Source organism: Nocardia sp. NPDC049149 (assembly GCF_043197455.1).
Classification (GTDB): Bacteria; Actinomycetota; Actinomycetes; order Mycobacteriales; family Mycobacteriaceae; genus Nocardia.
The window spans coordinates 150,649-173,147 of sequence record NZ_JBICTD010000002.1; the positions used below are offsets into that span (position 1 = coordinate 150,649).

Genomic DNA, 22,499 nt, shown 5'->3' on the forward strand with positions numbered 1-22,499 from the left:
ATTAACCCCATGAATGGAAGATATATGAGTAGGCTTGTGCCCCGCCTCCGTTTCGGCCCGAGTGCTCGCGCGCTGGTCGCCGCGCTTGCCGTCACCACCCTGGTCGCCGGCTGCGGTACGAATTCCGAATCCGGTTCGGAGAGTTCGGCGTCCGCGACGCGCGTCATCTCGGGCACGGTGCTCGGCGATGTCCAGGTGCCTGCGCAGCCCAAGCGGGTGCTGGCAGGCTGGCTGGTCGGCACCCTGCTCGTCGACATCGGCATCACCCCGGTCGGCATGTTCGACGACCTGAAGGACAACGCGAGCCCGACCGCGCTGGCGAAGGTGAAGGACGTCCCGACCGTCGGCGGCCCCAACAGCTCGGTGAACCTGGAGAAGATCGTCGAGCTGAACCCCGACCTGATCGTCACCATGACCAGGCCGGGCATCAAGAACCTCGATCTGAAGGCGTTGCAGGACATCGCACCGACCGTCGCCCTCGAGGTCCCCGATCCGCCCGCGGTCTGGGCGAACTACGCAAAACTGGCCGACGTCGTCGGCAAGGGCTCGGATGCCACGCAGCGGCTCACCGACCTGGACAAGGCGTGGACCGATATCGCGGCGGCCAACAAGGACAAGCTCGCCAAGATCGGGCAGGTGGTCTATGCCGAGGGCTCCGCGCAGGCGGGCAACTTCCAGATCGCGACGAACAAGGCGCTGACCTACGAGCGGTTGACCAAGTCGGGCTTCACCTACTTCGCCGGGGCCGATCCCAACCCCGCTCGATACCAGCAGCAGATCTCGATGGAAGACCTCCCGCGCCTGGCCACCGCGAACGCCATCTTCTTCGAGGCCGACATCCAGGGGCAGCCGACTCAGCGCACCAAGGCGCTGCTCGATTCGCCGGTGTTCAAGGCGCTGCCCGCGGCGAAGGCCGGGAACCTCTTCCCGATCCGCACGCCGTACACCTACACCTTCGAGTCCGCGAACTTGCAGCTCGAGGACGTGCGAAATGCGGTGCAGCGGTACACGACCGCGGCCTGATCCGGCAACCGGACCGACCGACCCTGTGCCACCGCGCCGACCGGCTCCGCCGGCGGCGCGGTGTCGCGCGGACCGCAACGCGGGCACCGCGGAAAGCTGAACGGAAGTGGAGAAATTGACGCAGAATCCGACAGATGGCCGCGCCGCGATCGTCCGCACCGACCCGGGCCACGGTCCGCTGCCGCCATTGCCGGGCATCGAGGAGTTGTTGCGCCGCAACGGCACCGGACCAGGACTCGACGAATTCCTGACCGTGTCGATGCCGACGCCACCCGGACTCGGCGCACCCGAGGTCGGCGCGGCCGTGCAGGCACTCATCGATCGCCACGACGCCCTGCGGTTGCGTGCCGTCGCCATCGTCGACGACCTGTGGGACTTCGAGGTGTGCCCGGTCGGCGCGATCACCGCGGACGTGCACTCCGCCGATATCGACCCACGAGAGCTGCTGTCCGCCGAGGACGCGATCGTGGTCGCCGCCGCGTGGACCCCCGGCGAACCGGACCGGACCGGGACACTCACGCTGGCCGTCCATCCGTTCGCTGCCGACCCGTACACGCTCCCGATCCTGTGCGGCGAGCTCGACGCATCGCTGCGCCGGGACGCGGACGCCGACCCGAGCGCAGGCAGCCTCGGCGGCTACGCCGAGTGGGCCAGCGCTACCGCTGCGGACCCGAATACTGTTGCGCTGCTACCGGAATGGCAGCGCATCCGCACCGCCTCGACGCGACCGTTCGGTGACCGAGCAGGCTCGTCGCCGACGCAGGTGCGCCTGGACATTCCGCTCGACCGGTTCGCCGACACGTCTGCGCGCTCCCTCGAATCCGTACTACTCGCAGCCATTTCGATCGCCACCGCGCAGACAACCGCACGGCCGGACGCGACCGTAGTCGTTGATCTCGCGCGCGACGGCAGGAGCAGCACGGACCACTCCGGGCTTGTCGGCCGATTCCAGGTCACCGCGCCGGTCGCGCTCACCTCCCATGCCGACGCAGTGCTCGCGCTGGCCGACGCCAGCCAGCAGTTGCGGGCGCAGCCGATGAACGGTGTCGACTATGCGCTGCTGCGCCACCTGAACCCGCAGACCGCGATTGCCTTGGGCGACAGCGTCATCGGCGATATCACCCTGTCGGTGCTCGACCACGGCGCGCTCGACGCGGCCGTCGTCGTGCAAGCACCCACTCGCTCGCATAGTCCGCTCGCACTCACCGCCGTGGTCGCACAGACCACCTCCGGGCTCCGGCTCGCGGTGACCATCGATGGAGCGGCAAAGATCGTCGACGCGTTCGCGAACGCGTGGGAGCAGGCCGTCCACCACCTGGCCGACGCGGCGAACCAGGCCGGGCTCGTGCCCGCCGATCTCACCAGGATCGACCTGTCGGTGCGCGAGATCATCGCCGTGCAGGCCGCGACTTCTGCCGCGCTGGAAGACATCTGGCCGCTCTCGCCGCTCCAGCACGGGTTGTACTTCCAAGCTCGCTACGCCGCGGGCTCGTCCTTGCCCACGGCCGACATTTACACCGCCCAGTTCACCCTCGAGTTCGACCATGCCCTCGATGTCGACGCGCTGCGCGCCGCCTGCGGCGCATTGCTGCGCAAGCACGCGAGCCTGCGCGCGGGCGTCGTGGACAGCGGGCTGTCGGACCCGGTGCAGATCATCGCCCGTGCGCCGGAAGTACCACTGCGCGTGGTCGATCTGTCTGAGCTCGGCGGCGACGACAGTGCCCAGGCCCTGGCGGATGCCTTGGCGCAAGACCGCGCGACCGGCTTCGACCTGACCGAGCCACCGCTGTGGCGCGCGACATTGATCCGCCGCGCCGACGGCGGCGACGTGCTGGCGATCAACCGGCAGTTCCTGCTGTGGGACGGCTGGTCCAACGGGCCGTTCATCGCCCAATTGCTCTCGTACTACGGCGATTCCACGCAGGACACCAGCCCACATCAGGCGTTCCCCGCCTATCTGACCTGGCTGCGCGGCCAGGACTCGGTCGCGGCGACGGCGTACTGGCGTTCGGCCTTCGCCGACCTGACCGAGCCGTGCTTGATGGCCCCGAACGCCTCACTGGACGTGCCGGTGACACCGCAGGTACGCACGGTGACGCTGTCCGCCGCCGATTCCAGTGCGCTGGAGCAGCGTGCCATGCAGCACGCGGTCACGGTGAACACCGTGCTCAATGCCGCACTGGCGCTGACGATCTCGCGCTACCTCGGGCGCGGCGACATCGTCGTCGGCAACACCGTCGCCGGGCGCCCGCCGGAGATCCCCGACGTCGACAGCGCCATCGGCATGTTCCTCACCACCGTCCCGGTGCGTACCCGCCTGCACCCCGCGGACACCCTCGCCCAGCTGGTGCGTCAGGCGCACCACGAGCGGCTCGACCGGATGGAGCACGAGTTCCTTCCGCTGGCTCGGATCACCGAGGCGGCCGGGCATCGACAGCTCTTCGACGTGCTGTTCGTCCTGCAGAACTTCATCGATGACGCGAAACTCGGTGCCGAACACGGCATTGTCGGCGGCACCAGCATGGACCACACGCACTATCCGCTCACCGTGGTCGTCACGCCTGGCCCGACGCTGACCGTCAAACTCGAGTCACGCCCCGATCTGATCGACACGGTGCGCGCAGACCAGTTCCTCGACGAGTTCGTCGGCCTGCTCACCAGGATCGCGACCGTCGAGCAGGCCATGACGACGCCGCTGGCCGCGCTGGATGTCGGCAGCCTGCGCGGCGACGTAGTGGTCGGGCACGCGTGTGCGGTCGGCACCGAGAGCATCGCCGACCTGCTTGCCGCCCAGGCGCTGGCCACCCCGGACGCGCCCGCGCTCGTGCTCGGCGACCGCAGGCTCAGCTTCGCCGAACTCGACGCGGAGATCAATCGGCTGGCCCGGGTCATGCAGTCGGCCGGCGCCGAGCCGGAAGCCTTTGTGGCACTGGCGATTCCCCGCACCATCGAGATGGTCGTCGCGTTGTTCGCCGTGCTGCGCACCGGCGCGGGGTACATCCCGCTCGAATTGGAGCACCCGGATGATCGGCTGCACACCATTCTCGACGCGGCCGCACCGGTGGTCCTGGTGACCACCGCCGCGACCGCCCACCGCTTCGCCGAACGCGAGATTCCCACGCTCGTCCTGGACAGCCCAGAGGTGCTGGCACGGCTCGCCGCCACCGCCGCGACCGCGCTGACCGACACCGAACTCGGCGCGTTCGGCAGGCACAATCCAGCGAGGCTGAACTATCCCGCCTACGTCATCTTCACCTCCGGTTCGACCGGCGCACCGAAGGGCGTGGTGACGCCGTATGCCGGGCTGACCAACATGCAGCGCAATCACGAGCGCGAAATCTTCGCGCCCGCCATCGAACTCGCGGGCGGCCGGCAGCTGAACATCGCGCACACCGTGTCGTTCGCCTTCGACATGTCCTGGGAGGAGCTGCTCTGGCTCGCCTTCGGGCACACCGTGCACGTCTGCGACGAACAACTGCGCCGCGACCCCGGCGAGCTGGTCCGCTACTGCGATACGCACCGGATCGACGTCCTCAACGTCACCCCGACCTATGCCGAACACCTCATCGCCGAGGGACTGCTCGACCGCGGCGCGGGCAGGCACCGGCCTGCGCTGGTGCTGCTCGGCGGGGAAGCCGTCGGCGACGGGGTGTGGAATCTGTTGCGCGACACCGACGACACCTTCGGCTACAACCTGTACGGCCCCACCGAGTACACGATCAACACCCTCGGCGGCGGCACCGCGGACAGTGCGACACCGACCGTCGGCCGACCGATCTTCAACACCGACGCCTACCTCCTGGACAACTGGTTGCGGCCGGTGCCGACGGGTTCGATCGGCGAATTGTACGTCAGCGGAATCGGTTTGGCCCGTGGCTATCTCGACCGTTCCGGGTTGACCGCCGAACGTTTCGTCGCCGATCCCGCCGTGCCGGGCGGCCGGATGTACCGCACCGGCGACCTGGTCCGGCTCGACAGCGCGGGCAATCTCGAGTTCCACGGCCGCGGCGACGACCAGGTCAAGATCCGCGGCTACCGAGTCGAGCCGAACGAGATCGCCTCAGCCATCGCCCGATTGGCCGGCATCGAGCGGGCCGTGGTGATCGCCGACCGGTCGACGTCCGCGCTCCGGCTGCTCGCGTACGTCGTGCTCGCGCCCGACGCCGATCCGGACACCGCGGCAACCGTGCCGGGGCAACTGGCGGATCTGTTGCCCACGTACATGATTCCGGCCGCGGTCACCGCCATCACCACGATCCCGATGACGGTGAACGGCAAGCTCGACAGCGCGGCACTGCCGGTCCCCGCACCCGAGGGCGCCGCAGGGCGCGCACCGGGATCGCTGCTCGAACAGCGGCTGTGCGATATCTTCGGCGACGTCCTCGAGCGCCCGATCGGCGTCGACGACAGCTTCTTCGACCTCGGCGGGCACTCGCTGCTGATCATGACCCTGCGCCGCGCGCTGCGCGATCGGCTCGAGCTGGATGTCGCGATCGCCGATCTGTTCACCCACCCCAGTCCGTCCGCGCTGGCGGCGCAGCTCGGCCGTGCGGATGCCGAAGGCAGCTCCGCGCGGATGACCGCACCGATCCTCACGCTGCGCCACGGCGCGGGCGGCGACCCGGTCTGCTGCCTGCCACCCGGTACCGGTTTGGGGTGGCAGTACACCCAACTCACCCGATACCTCCCCGAGGCGTCCCCGGTGCTCGCCATCCAAGCGCCGTTCCTCGCGGGCGATCGTGACGTGCCAACGGACATAAAGGAATTGGCGCGCACCTACGCCGATCTGCTCGTCGCGACCGCGCCTGCCGACCGGTACCGCCTGGTCGGCTGGTCGTTCGGCGGCAACGTCGCGGTGGCGGTCGCGGCCGAACTCCAGGCGCGCGGGCACGACGTGCCTTCGGTGGTGCTGCTCGACGCGGCCGCCGCAGTGCCGCAGCGGTACTTGGACCGCAATGCCGAGTTGGCCCCGGCGAGCGCGGCGCTGCTGTCGCTCGGCATCCCGGTCGCACCAGCGGATCTCGGCACGCTCTCGATCATCGACGCCGTCGAGCGGATCCGCGGTTCACAGCATTTCCTGGCCAACTTCGACGCCTCGACCATCAAGGCCGTCATCCGCAGCAGCGCGTGGAGCCTCGAGGTGATGGCCGCGGCGCAGTACCCGGTCTACGTGGGCGATGTGTTGTTCGTGCGGGCCACCGTCGCCGCACCGCAGGCCGAGGTGTTGACCGCCGACGCGGCCAGGCAGTGGGAGCAGTTCGTGGACGGGCACATTCGCGTCATCGACGTCGACGCCACGCACGCCCAGTTGGTAGATCGCGCCGTGGTCGATTGCTACGGCCCCGAGCTGGCACAGGAGCTCACCCGATGACCGGAAGCATCGTCGCACCTGCTCCGGCCGAGACCGCGACCGATCGGCTGCCACTGTCCAGCGCACAGGCCGCGCTCTGGTTCGCCCAACAGCTGCAACCGGCCAACCCGATCTTCAATATCGCCACGGCAGTGGAGATCGAGGGCGATGTGGATCTCGCCCTCTTCCGCCGTGCCGCCGATCGGACCATGGCCGAGGCGACCGCGCTGTCCATGCGAGTGGAGCCGGGCGCCGAGCTGTTCGGCCAGCGGCCGGGCACACCGCCCGCGCCGCTCGGCCCGCTGCTCGATCTGTCCGCCGAGGCCGACCCGATGGCCGGTTTCCACCGCCTGGTCGCCGACGATGTGGCCGTCGTGCACGACGTCACCACCGGAACGCCGGTGCGCCAGGAGCTGATTCGGCTCGCACCCGATCGACACCTCTGGTACCTGCGCACCCACCATGTGCTGCTCGACGGCTACGGGGTCAACCTGCTGTTCCGCCGGGCAGGCCTGATCTACACGGCGCTGGCCGCCGGGCGCGAGCCACGCGGCGGCTTCGCCGATCCGCGCGAACTACTCGACGAGGAGCAGCAGTACCTCGACTCGCCCGCGCATCGCGCCGACGCCGACTTCTGGTCCGAGCACCTGCGATCGATCGGTCCTGGAGTGGTGCTGCAGCCCGGCGCGGAACGGTTGGCGCAGCGCAGCCGCGTCGGTGAGATCACCCTCGGCACCGACGCATTCGCCGACGCCAACCGTCTCGCCGACGAAACGGGCACCGCGTGGGGCACGGTGATGATCGCCGCGTTCGCCGCCTATGTGGCCAGGCACCTCGCGCGGCCCGACATCACCGTCGGCCTGCCGATGATGAACCGGCTCGGGTCGGTGGCCGCCAAGGTACCGACCATGGTGGTCAACCTGCTTCCGCTCGCCATGCACGTTGGGCCGTCCGCCCTGCCGAAGGAGCTGGTCAGGCAGGCGCATGAGGCGATGGCCGATATCCAACCGCACCAACGGTTCCGTGGCGTCCCGATCGGCGACGGCACGCGGCTGGCGAGCGGATTCAGCGACCGGATCGGCCCGGTGGTCAACGTCAAGCCCTTCGGCGACGAGATCCGCTTCGGTCCGTTGCGGGCCACCATCCGGTCGCTGTGCCGCGGACCCGTGCAGGACCTGTCCGCCACCATCTCCGCGACCCCGGACGGCGATCTGCGGGTGCAATGCGACGCAGATGCCGACCGCTACAGCGCCGAGGAACTCCAACGGCACCTCGTGTCGATCCGCCGGTTCCTGCGCGCGTTCGTCGCACCCGAGCAGCCGGGCGGCGGCGTGCGCCGGTTGCCGCTCGCCGCGGCCGACGAGCTCGACCTGCTGCGCGACCGGTGGAGCGGGGCCGAGGTCGGCCCCGCCGACGACGCGACCCTGCTCGACATCTTCGCCGCCTCGGTGCGCCGCCGCCCACGGTCGACCGCGATCGTCGTCGCGGGCGAGTCGCTCACCTTCGCCGAGCTCGACCGGCGGTCGAACCGCTTGGCCCGCAAGCTGATCCGGGACGGGGTGGAGATCGACGATCGGGTTGCCCTGCACATGCCGAGCAGCACCGCCATGGTCGTGGCGATCCTGGCCACCTGGAAGGCAGGCGCCGCCTATGTGCCGGTCGATCCGGCCTATCCGGCAGAGCGGGTCCGCCACATTCTCGAGGACGCCGCGGCGAGTGTGCTCACCCGCGCCGATGTCGACGCCGACCTCGACGAGCTGTCGCCGGAGCCGGTGACTGCGGAGGAGCGCGGCGGCCGGTTGCACGCGGACAACAGCGCCTATGTGATCTACACGTCCGGATCGACCGGCCGCCCCAAGGGCGTCGTCGTCGCGCACCGCGGCCCACGCAATCTCCTTCGCTCGCACCGGCATTACACGATCGACACGGCGGCTCAGCGACCGCTGCGGGTGCTCAGCACCTACAGTTTCGCCTTCGATTCCTCGATCGGCCCACTCCTGTGGATGCTCGACGGAAACGAACTGCACGCACTCGGGCGCGACGCCGCGCTCGACGCGGCCGCGGTGGTGGAATACGCAGGCGCACAGCGCATCGACTACCTCGACGCGGTGCCTGTGCTGATGGAGCAGTACCTCGACCACGGTCTGCTCGACGGCGGCCCGCACCGCCCCGCCCGGCTCGCGGTCGGCGGCGAAGCGGTGTCCGCGAGCTTCTGGACCCGCATGCACGAGGACACCGCGCTCACCGCCTTCAATCTGTACGGGCCGACCGAGGCGAGCGTCGACTCCGGTTTCGCGGTGGTCGCCGACGCCCCGACGCCGACCATCGGCCGCCCGACCTACGGCGGCAGGCTCTATGTGCTCGATGCGTTCCTGGCGCCCTGCGGCATCGGGCACATCGGCGAGCTCTACATCGGCGGACCGCAACTGGCGCGTGGCTATCACGGGCGACACGGACTCACGGCGCAGCGCTTCGTCGCGAATCCCTTCGAGGCGGGCGAAAGGCTCTACCGGACCGGCGATCTGGTGCGCTGGCAGGCCGACGGGCAGCTCGAGTACCTCGGCCGTGGCGACGATCAGGTCCAGATCAGGGGCTTCCGTGTCGAACTCGGCGAGGTGGAGTCCGCGGTCGCTGGCCGCATCGACGCCGATCGGGTCGTCGCCGATGTGCGCACCGGTCCGAACGGGGCGCCGAGGCTGGTGGCGTATCTGGTCCGCCGCGACACCGAGTGGGCCGCAACGACAATCGACGCGCTGCGCCGCACACTGGCGGACGAGCTGCCCGACTACATGATCCCGGCGGCCTTCGTCGGCATCGCCGAACTTCCGTTGAGCCCCAACGGAAAGGTCGACAGGACGGCACTTCCCGAGCCGCAACTCGCGAACGGCGGCACGGGTGCGCCGATCGCCGATGACCTGGTGCGCGACATCTGCACGGTGTTCGCCGACCTGCTCGACCTTGCCGCCGTCGGTCCCGACGACGACTTCTTCAGCCTCGGCGGCGACAGCATCGTCTCGATCCGGTTGTCCACCAGGCTGAAACACCTCGGCCTCGGGACCACCCCGCGCGACGTGTTCGAGGGCCGCACGCCCGCCGCGCTTGCGGCGCGTGGCCGGTCCGCCGTCGCGGCGACGGTGCTCGAGCCCGCAGGCTACGGCATCGGCGAGCTACCACGCACCCCGATCATTGCCAGGGTCATGGCGCACGGTGGGCGGCTCGATCGCTTCTCCCACGCGATGGTGCTGCACGCACCGGCGGAGGTCGAGCTGGCGACGCTCACCGAAGCCGTTGCCGCGCTGCTGGATACCCACGACATGCTGCGCGCGAGCCTGCGTGGCGACCTGTTGACGGTGGCGGGCCCCGACGAGGTCGACTATGCGCCGGTGGTTTCCGAGCAGCTGCTCGACGCGCCAGGCGACGAGCGGACCGTGCTCGATCGACTCGCCGACGAGCTCGACCTCGCCGCCGGGTCGGTGTTCCGAATCATCCTGCTGCGCTACCGTTCCGGCGCACGTCCACGGCTCGGTGTGCTCGTGCACCACATTGCCGTCGACGGCGTCTCGTGGCGGGTGCTCCTCGACGACCTCGCCGCCGCCTACGACCTCGCGGCGGCCGGGTCACCCCTCGCGCTGCCGCCGGTGCCGACCTCGTTCCGGCGCTGGGCGCAGACGCTCGAAGAGCTCGGCCGCACAGGGCATTTCGATGCCCAGCTGCCCTACTGGCGGGAGACCGCCCGTCGCACCGGCGCGCACGCCCTCGCCGCCAGAGCGCTGGACGAGCGACGCGACCTCGCGGCCACCGCCGAGACCATGACCGTCGAGGTGCCCGCCGAGATCACCGAACGTCTGCTCGGCGAGCTACCGCGGCGGTTCAACGCCGGTGTGCAGGACGGCCTCGTTGCCGCGCTGGCCATCGCCGTCGCCAGCACCACCGGCGACACGGACTTCGTCTTCGATATCGAAGGTCACGGCCGCGAGGAGACCATCGCCGTCGGCGCCGACCTTTCCCGCACCGTCGGCTGGTTCACCAGCTTCTATCCGGTCCGGGTCGCACTCGGCGACCTCGACGTGCACCACGCGATGCAGGGCGGCCACGCCGCGGGCACCGCCCTCAAGCTGGCCAAGGAACGCCTGCGTGCGGCACCCGACAACGGGATCGGCTATTCGGTTCTCGCCGAACTCGATCCCGCCGACCGCCGCGCCGAGCTCGGTGGCGACCGGCCGGAGGTCCTGTTCAACTATCTGGGCAGGATGGGCACGAATTCGATCGATCCGCACCCGTGGACTCCGGCCGACCCGAACCGCCCCTTGCAGGTTCGGCGTGACCCCTCGATGCCATGCAGCCACACGCTGGTCATCAACGCGATGACGGTGCCGAGCACGGCGGGCAACCTGGTCCGTGCGGAATGGTCGTGGCCCACCGGGCTGCTCGCCGCCGACACCGTCACGGACCTGCACCGAAACTGGTTGCGCGCGTTGACGGGTCTGTCGATCTACCTCGCCGAGAGCGATACCGCAGGACTCACTCCGTCCGACACCGTGGTCAGCGGGCTCACCCAGGACGAGATCGACGAGTTCGAGGCCGACTGGGACCTCTGACAGCGTCCGCACGCACGAAAGGCCGGGCCCGATAACCACTCACGGTTATCGGGCCCGGCCTTTGATGCTGTCAGCAGCGGCTCATCGCGTCGGCGACACCGAAACAGGCTCGGCCCAGGACAATCCGTCCGCCGAGGGCACCAGACCGCCGTCGAGCAGCGGCGGCTCGACCGTCGCCGTGCCGCTGAGACCGCGCGCCTGCAGCGCGTTCATCTCCTCCATCACCGAGCGGACCACCGGAGCGTTGAACAGGTGACCCATCCGCTGGCCCGAATCGGTTTCCATGCCACCGGTTTTCGTGGTCGCGGTGGTGAGCGCCTCGGTCGAGGCCCGGAACTTGCCGATCAGCGCCTCCGGGTCGGTGAGCGCGCTCTCGCCGGAGAAACCGCCCGCGACAAGGGAAACGAACGCGGCGACATCGTCGCGATCCATCTTGGTGACCTTGCGGGCGCGCCAGAAGTAGGAGTCCTCGGACTGTTCCATGTCGTAGAAGGCGGACAGGAACTCGTAGAACACCGCGTACTCGCGCCGGTAACGGCCCTCGAACTCGCCGAACGCACGGTCCTCGGTGAGCTCGCCGGACAGCACGCTGTTGATCGAGCGGGCCGCCAGCACTGCGGAATAGGTGGCCAGGTGGACGCCGGTCGAGAACACCGGGTCGATGAAGCACGCGGCGTCGCCGACCAGCACCATGCCGTTGCCCCAGAACTTGGTGTTGGCGTAGGAGTAGTCCTTGCGGGTGCGGATCTCGCCGTAGGTGCCCTCGGTCACCCTGGTCGCGTCGGCGAGCATGTCCTCGACGATCGTGCAGCGGCCGATGAAGCGCCGCAACGCCGCCTCCTGATCGCCCTGCACCTTCGCGGCGTGCTCCTTGGCGATGACCGCGCCGACGCTGGTGAGTTCGTCGGTGAGCGGGATGTACCACATCCAGCCCTCGTCGAATGCCGCGCACAGGATGTTACCCGAATCCGGTGCGGGCAAGCGCTTTCCGCCGGTGAAGTAGCCGAACAGGGCCACGTTCTGGAAGAAGTCCGCGTAGACCCGCTCGGCGCCGCTGTGCTTGGTGAGCCTGGTCTTGTTGCCGCTGGCATCGACGACGTAGCGCGCCTCGATCCGCCGGGTGTTGCCCGCGGCATCGGTGTAGACCACGCCGCAGACGCGGCCGGTCGCGTCGTTGATCACCTCGGTGACCCTGGCCTGTTCGCGGACGTCCACCCCCGACTTGGCCGAGTGCCGCAGCAGGATCTCGTCGAACTTCATCCGTTCCACCTGGTACGCGAACGACGAAGGACCGGAGAACTCGGGGGAAATGGCGAACAGGAAGTTCCACGGCACCGGGCTGGTGCCCCACCGGAAGCTGCCGCCGCGCTTGTGCATGAAGCCTGCCGCCTCGATGTCCTTGTCGACGCCGAGCAGCCGGCAGACGCCGTGAATCGTTGCGGGCAGCAGCGATTCACCGATCTGGTAGCGCGGGAACTGCTCCTGCTCCAGCAGCACGACCGACCGGCCGCTCTGGGCAAGCAAGGTCGCGACGGTCGAACCGCCAGGCCCGCCGCCGACGACAACCACGTCGACCGTTTCGACAACGCCCATCTGTCATACCTCGAATCTGTCAAACCAAAACTGCGGGGAACCAACAACTCACGGGGCGAGCACGTCGAGCCACACACCGAGAACCGGATCGGAGGCCAGCGTGACGAAGTCGGCGTGCGCCGCGCCGCCGGCCCGCCACCGCTCGACGAGCGACATCAGCCGGACCGAATCCATCCCGGCGTCGAGCAGATTCGTCTCCTCGGTCAGCTCGGCCGGGGCGATGCCCAGCATGGCGGCGATATCGGCGATCACCGTCTCGCGGTCGACAGTGGTGGTGGCTTCCTCGGCCATGGCGTGTGCTCGTTTCTCTGGATATCGATCGGTGCGTGATGTGCTCAACGGGAGGAGAGTTGGCCGACCGCACCCGGCACGGGCTGTGCCGGGTCGTTGCCGAGCGCGACGATCGCGTTGTCGGCGTCGACATGCACGACCTTGGGCTGATGAGTCAGCACCTCGGCGGCATCGAGTTGCAGGAAGGACATGATGATCACCAGGTCGCCGGGGTGCACCAGATGGGCTGCCGCGCCGTTGATGCCGATCACGCCCGAGCCTGCGGCCCCGGTGATCACGTAGGTCTCCAGCCGGGCGCCATTGGTGACGTCGACGACCTGCACCCGTTCGCCCTCGACCAGATCGCTCGCCCGCATCAGGTCCGCGTCAATGGTGATCGACCCGACGTAGTGCAGATCGGCCTGGGTGACGGTGGCGCGGTGGATCTTTCCGTTGACGAGCGTCCGAAGCATTCACTCTCTCCCACTGGGTAATTCGATGGGCTGAACGGCAGTGTGCCGGACCCCGATACCGGAGTTAGGCTACACTAACTTTGAGTGAAGTTGCTACCCGAGACGCTGTAGTTCTGTATAGGCTAAAAAGTCGAGTCAGTTGTCTTCTTCGGCGTGATGGTCCAGATTCACCGTGCCGCGCCGCCAGTACCCATCGATCTTCAGCTGGGTCTTGGGCAACTTCAGCGCATCGACCAGGTAGCGGCGGATCGGCTTGAGCGAATCGGCCTCCCCTGCGGCCCAGGCGAACAGCCGCCCGCTCGGCGGCTCGAGCGCACGGACCGCGTCCGCGAGCAAGGTGGTGGTGCCCGGCGCGGCATCGTTGCGATGCAGGTACCGCACCCGCGCCCACTCGGGCAGCGCGATCTCGTCCGCGGCGTCGCGGACCTCGATCAACGCGATCACCTCTTTGCCGACGGGCAGCTCTTCGAGCCAGCGGCTCAGCGCGGGCAGCGCGGTCTCGTCGGCCACCAGCAGATAGCTGTCGTAGCCGACCGGATAGATATGCGAACCACGCGGGCCGACCGCGCCGATCCGGTCGCCGGGGCGGGCCGTGGCCGCCCACGTTCCGCCGACACCGTGCGTGTGCAGCACGAAATCGATAGTCAGTGCCCGCTTTTCGGCATCGAAGGCGCGAATCGTGTAGTCGCGGAACTCCGGTCGCCGCCCATCGGGGCGCGGCTGCATCCCGGTCGGGCCCATGACCGGCATGATCAGCTCGCCGGTCGCCGGATCGGGGAAGAACAGCTTCAGATGGTCGTCGGGAGCCATCGGCACAAACGGGAAGTCGGCCTCCAACTCCGCGCCGCCGAGCACGATCCGCTGCATCCGCGGGGTGAGTCGCTGCGAGTCGAGCACCTCGAGGGTGCGCGGGTGCAGCGGATGCAGCACCAGGCTCACCGTGTCCAGGTCTGGCGTTCGTACGTGGTTCACAACAGTTCCTTCCATGTCGAGGTTTCGCTGACGCGCTGCCGTTCGCGCTCACGTACCCGCGGAATCACCAGTGGCGTATTGGATTCCGGGTCGTCGATGATTCGGCAGCGCAGACCGAAGACGGATTCGACCAGCTCGGCCGTGATCACCTGTGCCGGTGCGCCTTCGGCGACGACGGCGCCGTCCTTCATCGCGATGAGGTGATCGGCGTAGCGGCACGCGTGGTTGAGGTCGTGCAGCACCGCGACGAGGGTGTGGCCGTGGTCGCGGTTGAGATCGGCGAAGAGCTCCAGCAATTCGATCTGATGGGCGATGTCGAGGAACGTCGTCGGCTCGTCGAGCAGCATCAGCGGCGTCTGCTGCGCGAGCACCATCGCCACCCACACGCGTTGGCGTTGCCCGCCGGACAGCTCGTCGACCAGCCGCGCCGACAGCTCGGTGACCCCGGTCGCCGCCATCGCCGCGACCACCGCCGCCTCGTCCGCGGTCGACCACTGCCTGATCAGCTTCTGATGCGGATAGCGACCACGCGCGACCAGATCGGCGACCGAAATCCCTTCGGGGGCAACCGATGTCTGCGGCAGCAAGCCGAGCCGCCTGGCGACCTCCTTCGCCGGATAGGAGGAAATCGCCTTGCCGTCGAGCAGCACCTGACCCGCCGTTGGCGCAAGCAGGCGCGACAAGGCCCGCAGCAGCGTCGATTTCCCGCACGCGTTCGGGCCGACGATCACGGTGAACGCGCCGTCGGGGATCGCGACGGTCAAATCCGCGCTGATCACCCGTTTGTCGTAGCCGATCGTGATGTCGTTCGCGGACAATCTCGATGGAGCCGAATTCATCGTCGCACCTCCCTGGCAAGCAGCCAGACGAAATACCCACCGCCGATGGATACCGTGACCACCCCGACCGGCAGCTGGGTCGGGGAAAATACGCGCTGGGCCAAGAGATCCGCGGTGACAAGCAGCAGCGCACCCATCGCCGCGGCAGGCAGCACCGCGACGGACGACGTCTTGGTCAACCGGCGCGCCAGCTGTGGCGCGGCCAGCGAGACGAACGCGATCGGGCCTGCCGCCGCCGTCGCGAGGGCCGTGAGACCGACCCCGACCATGACCAGGCCGAGTCGAGTCGGCTCGGCCCTGATACCGAGCGCCCGTGCGGCATCGTCGCCCAGATCGAGCACCGGTATTCGATAGGCGAGCAGCACCGCGCAGGTCAGCAGCACCGGCAAGGCCACGGCCACCGGAACGACCTGCGCCACGTGCAGGCCGGAGAGCGAGCCGGACCCCCACACCGCCGCCGTCATCGCGGCGGCCAAGTCGACCTTGATGATCAGCCACACATTCATCGAATGCAGCATCGCGCTGATCGCGATGCCGACGATGATCAGCCGGAAGCCCTGGACGCCGTGCCGGAAGGCGAGCACGTACACCACTGCCGCCGTGGCGATTCCGCCGACCAGCGCACCCAACGCGGTCTGGTAATAGCCGCCGTTGGTGAACAGGATGACCACCAGCGCTCCGGTATAGGAGCCGGTGTTGAAACCGATGATATCCGGGCTGCCGAGCGGATTCCTGGTCAGCGACTGGAAGATGGCGCCGCTCGCGCCGAGCGCGGCGCCGAGCATGATCGCAAGCAGCACCCGCGGCATCCGCCACTCATTGACCACCAACTCGACCTTGCGCGAGGCCGTTCCGAATATCGCGCGCAGCACCTCGCCCGGCGCAATGGTGTACTCGCCGGTGCCGAGTGCGAGGACCGCGACGGCGGCGGTCAGCCCAAGCAGCACCAGCACCACGGTCAGCACGCGCAGACCGATCCGCACCGAGAAGCGCCCGTTGATCCGGACCACGGCGACCCCGCGACCGAAATCTATTGCGGTACCTCGTGTCACAGTCCGCTCACCTTCTTGCGCCGGACCAGCACGATCAGCACCGGCGCACCGACGAACGCGGTGACGATGCCGACCTGCAGCTCCGCCGGGCGGACCACCAGCCGCCCGACGACATCGGCGATCAGCAACAACGCGGGTGCGCCGAACACCGCGTACGGCAGGATCCAGCGCTGATCCGGGCCGACGATCCAGCGGGCGACATGCGGAATCATCAGTCCGACAAAGCCGATCGGTCCCGCCGCCGCCGTTGCCGCACCGCACAGCAGCGTCACCGCGAGCACGCCGAGCCTGCGGGTGCCCGCGATATCGGCGCCGAGTGCGCGGGCCATGTCGTCACCGAGCGCAATCGCGTTGAGCGGCCGCGCGATCGCCACCGCGACCGCGAGCCCCACCCCGACGAACCCGGCGACCGCCAGCACGACGTCCATGTCGGCGCCCGCCGTCGACCCGGCATTCCAGCTGCGCAGCTGGTCGAAGGTGGCCGGGTCGAGCAGCATGAGCCCGGTGGTGACGCCGCTCAGGACGGCGCCGATCGCCACGCCGGCGAGCGTGATCCGGATCGGGGTGGTGCCGCCGCGACCGAGCGAGCCGAGCGCATACACCGCGACGGTGACGACCACCGCACCGAGGAACGCGAACCAGACGTAGGACCAGATGCTGGTGAACCCGAACAGCGTGACCGCGAGCGCGACGAAGAACGCCGCGCCCGCGTTGACCCCGAGAATGCCGGGGTCCGCCAAGGGATTTCGGGTCATCGCCTGGATCAGTGCACCGGACACCCCGAGTGCCATGCCGACGAGCAGCCCGAGCAGGGTCCGCGGCACCCGCAGCGACCGCACCACCAGCTGATCCGCCGAGCCGTCGAAGTGCCACAGCGCATCCCACACGGTGTGCACCGGGATATCGCGCGTGCCGATGGTCAGGCTGAGCACACACGCCACCACCAGGATGCCGAGGACGACGAGGAGCCCGGACATGCGCGCGGTGCCCGAGGTGACGGCGCCGACGGGCGCCGTTGCGTCGCTGCCCTTTTCGACGAGTGCGCCAGTGGATGCCGCGTGGTGTTCCACGGTCGCAGTAGTGTTCCGCTCCTGCGTCATACCGGGATCCCCGCGCCGATCGTCCACCGTTGTGCCCGTTCTTGTTCGTGCCAGAAGCTCGCATATCGGCCGCCGAGAGCGAGTAGCTCTGTGTGCGTGCCTGTCTCGGCGACGCGGCCGTGCTCGAGGAAGACGATGCGGTCGGCGGTGCGCACCGTCTCCAGCCGGTGCGCGATGACAAGGACCGTGCGATCGCGGGTGAGCGCCGTGGTCGCGGACCGGATCGCGGCCGCGTTCTCGGCATCGAGCGCCGACGTCGCCTCGTCGAGCAGGACGACGTCCGCGTCCTTGAGCAGCGCGCGGGCGAACGAGATCCGTTGCCGCTCACCGCCGGACAGCGCGGACCCGACTTCGCCGACCCCGGTGTCCCAGCCGTGCGGCAGCCGGTCGACGATCTCGTCGACCCTGGCCAGCCGCGCCACCTCGGCGAGCTGCGCCTGCGTGGCGTCGGGGCGCGCGAGCAGCACGTTCTCCCGGATCGTCGCGTCGAACAGGAACACGTCCTGGAACACCATCGACACCCGCGCCATCAGGTCCGCCGCACGGAGTTCACGAATATCGGCGCCGCCCAGTGTGATCGATCCGCTGTCGACATCGCGGAAGCGGGCCGCCAGCCGGGCGAGCGTGGTCTTGCCCGACCCGGAGGGGCCGACGACCGCGCACACCGAACCCTGCGGCACCTCGAACGAGACGCCGTCGAGCACCGGGTCACCCGGCGCATAACCGAACACCACGTCCCGGAAGACAATCGACGCATCGTCCGTGGTCGCCGAGGTGCCTGGTTCGGGAAGCACTGGCGTCTCGATGATCTCGGCAATCTCGGCGATGGTGCGTTCGGCGGCCCAGATGACGCTGCCGGTGCGGCCGAGCGCGGCCGTCGCGTCGACGAGCAAGGCCGCAAGCACGATCACCGTCAGCGCACTCACGACGCCAATAGTCGCTGCGCGAAGCAGCGCGGTGATCAGCACCGAGGACAGGAACACGGCGGTGCCGAGCTGGAACGCGACCGACCCGATGATGGCGCCGCGGAAATACGCGGCCGCCGCCGACCGCACCCTGGTCAGCGCCGCGGTCAACTCGGCGTTCGCCTGACCGGCGCGCCCGTAGGCCCGCAACACCGATTGCTGCCTGGCGAATTCGAGCAGTTCACCGTTGATCCGTTCGGTCGCCGCGTTCTCCGCCGCCGTCGCACCACGCAGCAGCCGAGCCGCCGCGAAGAACAGCACCACAAGCAAGGCGAGGCCCGCCGTGGCCACCGCGCCGGTCACCGGGTCGACGACGACCAAGGTCAACCACACCACCGCGGACAACGTCACCGCTCGAATATTCACCGCGACAACACCATTGAGTGCCGCGGCCAGCATTCTGGCGGCCTCGTTGGTCAGCCTGGTCAACGCATCGGTGCGGGCAGGTCCGAACCAGCCGAGCGGTAGCCGGACCACCTGCTCGGCCAGCCGATGCTGCAACGAGGCGACGATCGCGCTGGTCACCGCGCGCTGGCGGGCCGAGGCCGACCGGCCTGCGGCGACCGCGACCGCCGCAAGCCCGACCAGCGCCGCCGCCAACCACCCGGCCGCCGCGAAGCGCCGTTCGAGCAGTGCGCCGAGTAGCGGAACGAGCCCGACGAAACACCCGCCCTCGACGAGCGCCGCCGCGGCGACGAGCCCGAAGCACCGGCGCAGCCTGCGCCGCACCGGTTCCGCGACCACCCCATCGGAGATTCGCATCATCGTGCGGTCGCCTCGCTCTCACTCGGTGCCGTGCCGGTGGCCGCGGCCCACAGGCGCGCATAGCGCCCGTCCGAGGCGAGCAGTTCGGCGTGCGTGCCGACCTCGTCGATGCGGCCCCGGTCGAGCAGCACGATCCGGTCGGCATCGACAATGCTGGCGAGTTGATGCGCGATCACCAGAATTGTCTTGTCCGCCATCAGGTTCGACAGCGCATCCTGGATCCGCGCCGCCGACTCCGGATCGGCGGACGCGGTCGCCTCGTCCAAGACCAGGATCGGGGCGTCCGCGAGGATCGCCCTGGCGATCGCGACGCGTTGGGCTTCACCGCCGGAGAGCAGTGCGTCCTCCCCCACCACCGATGCGTAGCCGCGGGGCAGTTCCTCGATCCTGGTGTCGATGCAGGCCGCGCGGGCGGCCGCGGCGATCGCCGCGGCGTCGGCGTCCGGCCGACCGAGCCGAATGTTGTCCGCGATCGAACGGCGCAGCAGCTCCGGGTCCTGGAAGACGAACGCGATCATCCGATACAGCTGCTCGGGTGGATAGTCACGAATATCGCGGCCGCACACCCGGATCGCGCCACCGTCGACATCCCAGAAGCGCGGCAGCAAGCGCGCGAGCGTCGATTTGCCCGATCCGGACGCGCCGACCAGCGCGGTCACCGTCCCCGGTGCGAGCCGCAGATCGATGCCACGCAGCACCGGAGTGTCCGGCCGGTAGCCGAATCGCACGTCCGTGAACTCGACCGCGGGCGCGGAGTCGACCGGTGCGGCCGCCAGTGTGGTGGTCGGGAGCGCCCGCTCCGCGAAGATCTCGCCGATGCCCCCCGCGACCGCGCGGGCCCGCCGCAGCACGAGCAGCACCAGCGGCAGCGACCAGACACCGCGGGAGACGATCCACGACAACAGCAGGAACGGCACGACGTCGACGCCGTCGATCCAGCCCGCCGCGGTGAACGCGGCGCCGATCACCGCGGTGCCGACGAGGGTGACCAGCCACGAGGACAGGATCGAGGTCGCACGGGTGCGCCGGGCTTCGACCGCCTCGGCGCGCAGGTAGGCCGCGGCGTACTGATCCGCGGCCGCGTCGAACCGGGCGGTGCCCCGCTCGGCGCGGCCGAACATCTTGAACACCGAGATGCCCTGGGCGAGTTCGGTGGTCCTTGCCGTCAGCAGCCGTGCCGCGTCCTCGAACTCGGCGTCCTCGGCGGAGCGGTCGCGGCCGTGCCTGGTCAGCAGCACGGTTGCCGCCACCGCTGGCGCGAGCACGAGCAACGCCGTCCGCCAGTCGACCAGCACCAGGTATCCGGTGGCGAGCACCGTGGTGGTCACGAAGCGCGCAAGCATCGGGATGGTCTCGCCGACAAGCCCGGTGAGCGAGCCGATGTCGGAGCCGACCGCCTTGCGCACCCGAGCGGAACCGTGTTCGGTGAACCAGCCGAGCGGAATCCGTTGCAGATGCGCGACGACGTCCTGCCGCGCCGCGAACTCGACCCGCCTGCTCGCCGCGAAACTCAGCGCGAACGACACGCCGTGCGCCGCGGGCACCACGAACTGGGCGATCACCACGACCCAGACCCAGCCGGGGATCGTGCCTGGCGCGCCGTCCCGGATCAGATCGATGAGGAGCTGACTCAGTCCGACGAACGAGGCGATCGTCGCGACCGCGGCAACCATCTGCAGGAGTCCCGCGACCGCGAGAAGCGCACGCACCGGCCGCAACAGCCGCGCCAACTGGGCCAGGCCCGAGGGAACTGGCACGGCGTCGGCCGCGACTGTTTGTGCCATGGGGCGACCTCCTGAACCCAGCGCCCCGGGCCGGGCGACCTTTCCGTTTACATGCTTGCATTAAGAAAGTACAGGCTAAGTTGTCCGCGATGGGACCCGTCCCCTGCTCCTCCGCGCTGCGGCACGCCCTCGGACCGGACTCCCTTCGGCCTCAGTCGAAGCCAGGAGGCGGCGTGAAGCCGCCGAACTCCTGCTCAATCAACTCCGCGAACCGCAGCGTGGTGTGATCTTCGAGATACGGGCCGATGATCTGCATGCCGTACGGCAACCCGTCCGGGGACCGCCCGATCGGCACCGCGGTGGACGGCAGCCCGAGCACGGTGGCCACGCTCGCCCAGACCAGGTGGCGACCGTAAGGGTGTGCGGTGCCATCGATGTCGAGCCTGCGGGTGCTCATCTCCGAATGATCGTGCGGGAAGGCCGGTGTCGGTGAGATCGGGCACAGCACCACGTCGAACTCGGCGCACAGGCGTCGCCACTGGTCGGCGAGGCCGATGCGGACCCGGTCGGCCCTGATCCAGTCGGCGTGGGTGGCCACGAAACCTCGGCTCATCACCGCTTCCACGCTGTCGGCCTCCGGCGGCAATGCGGCGACGGTGGCTTGGGCGGCCCGGTATGCCTCGGCGGGCGTGTCCGCACTGAACTGCGAACTCAGCAGTGTCAGATAGGTTTTCGCCGTCAGCGTGAGGTCGGGCAGCAGCGTGCTCTGCCTGGCGACGGTGGCGCCTGCCTGTTCGAGCCCGCGCGCAATCCGGTCGATACCGGTGCGGACGACCTCCGAGGTCGGCAGCAGCGGATGACTGTCGACGACAAGCACCCGGAAATCGGCGAGCTCGGCGCCGCGCGGCGGACGCAGCGCCAGTTGATAGGCGACCGCCTCCACCTCGTCGGGACCGGCGAGCAGCAGGGTCGCCAACGTCAGATCGGCGGCGGTACGCGTCATCGGCCCGACCACGGGGAGGTCTGGCGGAGCGGGCAACGTCGGCGTCCGCGGCGGCGTATTTCCGCGGCCGGGCAACAGGGTTCGCGACGGCTTGTGCGCGAAGATGCCACAGAAATGCGCGGGCACCCGCAGCGATCCGCCGATGTCCGAACCGAGCGCGAGCGCGACATACCCGGCGGCAAGCGCGGCCGACGAGCCGCCCGAGGAGCCGCCCGGCGAGCGCGTCAGATCCCACGGATTGTTCGTTGTGCCGTAGATGTCGTTGTAGGACTGCCAATCGTGCAGGGCGCGTGGCACATTGGTCTTGCCGACCACCACTGCGCCCGCCGCCTTGACCCGCTGCACCAGCACCGCGTCCTCGTCGGGCTGCCAACCTTCGGCGTCGGGAAATCCCCAGGTGGTCGGCAGGCCCGCGACGTGGAAGGATTCCTTCACCGCCACTGGAACGCCGAGCAGCGGCGCGCGTTCACCGCGCGCCAGTGCCGCGTCGGCCTGCGCCGCGACCGCCCGAGCACGGTCGAAATCCCGCACGACCACGGCATTGACTTTGTCGTCGTATTTCTCGATGCGCGCGATGCTCAGCTCGAGCAGTTCGGTGGCCGAGATGGTCTTGGCCCGCAGCGCGGCCACCTGATCACGCAGCGTCGCGAATTCCAGTCCAGACATCAGGTCCCCCTTGAACTCGTTGTGCCGCTGCCGATCCTATACACGCATCCGGCCCTTGACGACTTTGACTATTCGCCCCGAATATGCCTCTGAACTGGCATTGTTC

13 protein-coding genes are annotated in these 22,499 nt (G+C 69.1%); 3 read left to right on the forward strand and 10 right to left on the reverse strand.

Going from position 1 to position 22,499, the window contains the following annotated elements:
- The first annotated feature begins 24 nt into the window (after window positions 1-24).
- The 3 genes from ACGFNJ_RS06385 to ACGFNJ_RS06395 all read left to right on the forward strand — a co-directional run bounded on the left by ACGFNJ_RS06385 (window position 25) and on the right by ACGFNJ_RS06395 (window position 10,971).
- Window positions 25-1,023 (forward strand): ABC transporter substrate-binding protein, encoded by a 999-nt coding sequence (locus tag ACGFNJ_RS06385; protein WP_393444083.1) that lies wholly within the window; start codon window positions 25-27, stop codon window positions 1,021-1,023.
- Window positions 1,024-1,129: 106 nt separating this feature from the next.
- Window positions 1,130-6,394, forward strand: a complete 5,265-nt coding sequence (locus ACGFNJ_RS06390; RefSeq protein WP_393444085.1) for an amino acid adenylation domain-containing protein — start codon at window positions 1,130-1,132, stop codon at window positions 6,392-6,394.
- Window positions 6,391-10,971 carry an amino acid adenylation domain-containing protein gene (locus tag ACGFNJ_RS06395; RefSeq protein ID WP_393444087.1) on the forward strand — a complete coding sequence of 1,527 codons (4,581 nt, stop codon included), beginning with the start codon at window positions 6,391-6,393 and terminating at the stop codon, window positions 10,969-10,971. The genes ACGFNJ_RS06390 and ACGFNJ_RS06395 overlap by 4 nt, the downstream gene beginning before the upstream one ends.
- An 81-nt stretch (window positions 10,972-11,052) precedes the next feature.
- Here ACGFNJ_RS06395 and ACGFNJ_RS06400 read toward each other — a convergent pair whose 3' ends face one another.
- The 10 genes from ACGFNJ_RS06400 to ACGFNJ_RS06445 all read right to left on the reverse strand — a co-directional run bounded on the left by ACGFNJ_RS06400 (window position 11,053) and on the right by ACGFNJ_RS06445 (window position 22,393).
- Window positions 11,053-12,564: a tryptophan 7-halogenase gene (locus tag ACGFNJ_RS06400; protein WP_393444089.1), complete on the reverse strand. Its 1,512-nt coding sequence runs from the start codon at window positions 12,562-12,564 to the stop codon at window positions 11,053-11,055.
- Window positions 12,565-12,612: 48 nt separating this feature from the next.
- Window positions 12,613-12,855, reverse strand: coding sequence for a phosphopantetheine-binding protein (locus ACGFNJ_RS06405; protein WP_393444091.1), 243 nt, complete (start codon window positions 12,853-12,855; stop codon window positions 12,613-12,615).
- A 44-nt stretch (window positions 12,856-12,899) separates the two neighbouring features.
- Window positions 12,900-13,307 carry an aspartate 1-decarboxylase gene (gene panD, locus ACGFNJ_RS06410; RefSeq protein WP_069161464.1) on the reverse strand — a complete coding sequence of 136 codons (408 nt, stop codon included), beginning with the start codon at window positions 13,305-13,307 and terminating at the stop codon, window positions 12,900-12,902.
- A 135-nt stretch (window positions 13,308-13,442) separates the two neighbouring features.
- On the reverse strand, window positions 13,443-14,279 hold the full coding sequence (locus ACGFNJ_RS06415; protein ID WP_393444094.1) for a siderophore-interacting protein: 837 nt from the start codon (window positions 14,277-14,279) through the stop codon (window positions 13,443-13,445).
- Window positions 14,276-15,118 carry an ABC transporter ATP-binding protein gene (locus tag ACGFNJ_RS06420; protein ID WP_393444096.1) on the reverse strand — a complete coding sequence of 281 codons (843 nt, stop codon included), beginning with the start codon at window positions 15,116-15,118 and terminating at the stop codon, window positions 14,276-14,278. The genes ACGFNJ_RS06415 and ACGFNJ_RS06420 overlap by 4 nt, the downstream gene beginning before the upstream one ends.
- Window positions 15,115-16,170: a FecCD family ABC transporter permease gene (locus ACGFNJ_RS06425; protein ID WP_393444098.1), complete on the reverse strand. Its 1,056-nt coding sequence runs from the start codon at window positions 16,168-16,170 to the stop codon at window positions 15,115-15,117. The genes ACGFNJ_RS06420 and ACGFNJ_RS06425 overlap by 4 nt, the downstream gene beginning before the upstream one ends.
- Window positions 16,167-17,270 (reverse strand): FecCD family ABC transporter permease, encoded by a 1,104-nt coding sequence (locus ACGFNJ_RS06430; RefSeq protein ID WP_393444100.1) that lies wholly within the window; start codon window positions 17,268-17,270, stop codon window positions 16,167-16,169. The genes ACGFNJ_RS06425 and ACGFNJ_RS06430 overlap by 4 nt, the downstream gene beginning before the upstream one ends.
- Window positions 17,267-19,000: an ABC transporter ATP-binding protein gene (locus ACGFNJ_RS06435; RefSeq protein ID WP_393444102.1), complete on the reverse strand. Its 1,734-nt coding sequence runs from the start codon at window positions 18,998-19,000 to the stop codon at window positions 17,267-17,269. Before ACGFNJ_RS06435 ends, ACGFNJ_RS06430 begins: the two co-directional genes overlap by 4 nt.
- Window positions 18,997-20,784 carry an ABC transporter ATP-binding protein gene (locus ACGFNJ_RS06440; protein ID WP_393444104.1) on the reverse strand — a complete coding sequence of 596 codons (1,788 nt, stop codon included), beginning with the start codon at window positions 20,782-20,784 and terminating at the stop codon, window positions 18,997-18,999. Before ACGFNJ_RS06440 ends, ACGFNJ_RS06435 begins: the two co-directional genes overlap by 4 nt.
- A gap of 151 nt (window positions 20,785-20,935) precedes the next feature.
- Window positions 20,936-22,393, reverse strand: coding sequence for an amidase (locus tag ACGFNJ_RS06445; RefSeq protein ID WP_393444106.1), 1,458 nt, complete (start codon window positions 22,391-22,393; stop codon window positions 20,936-20,938).
- Between the last annotated feature and the right edge of the window lie 106 nt (window positions 22,394-22,499).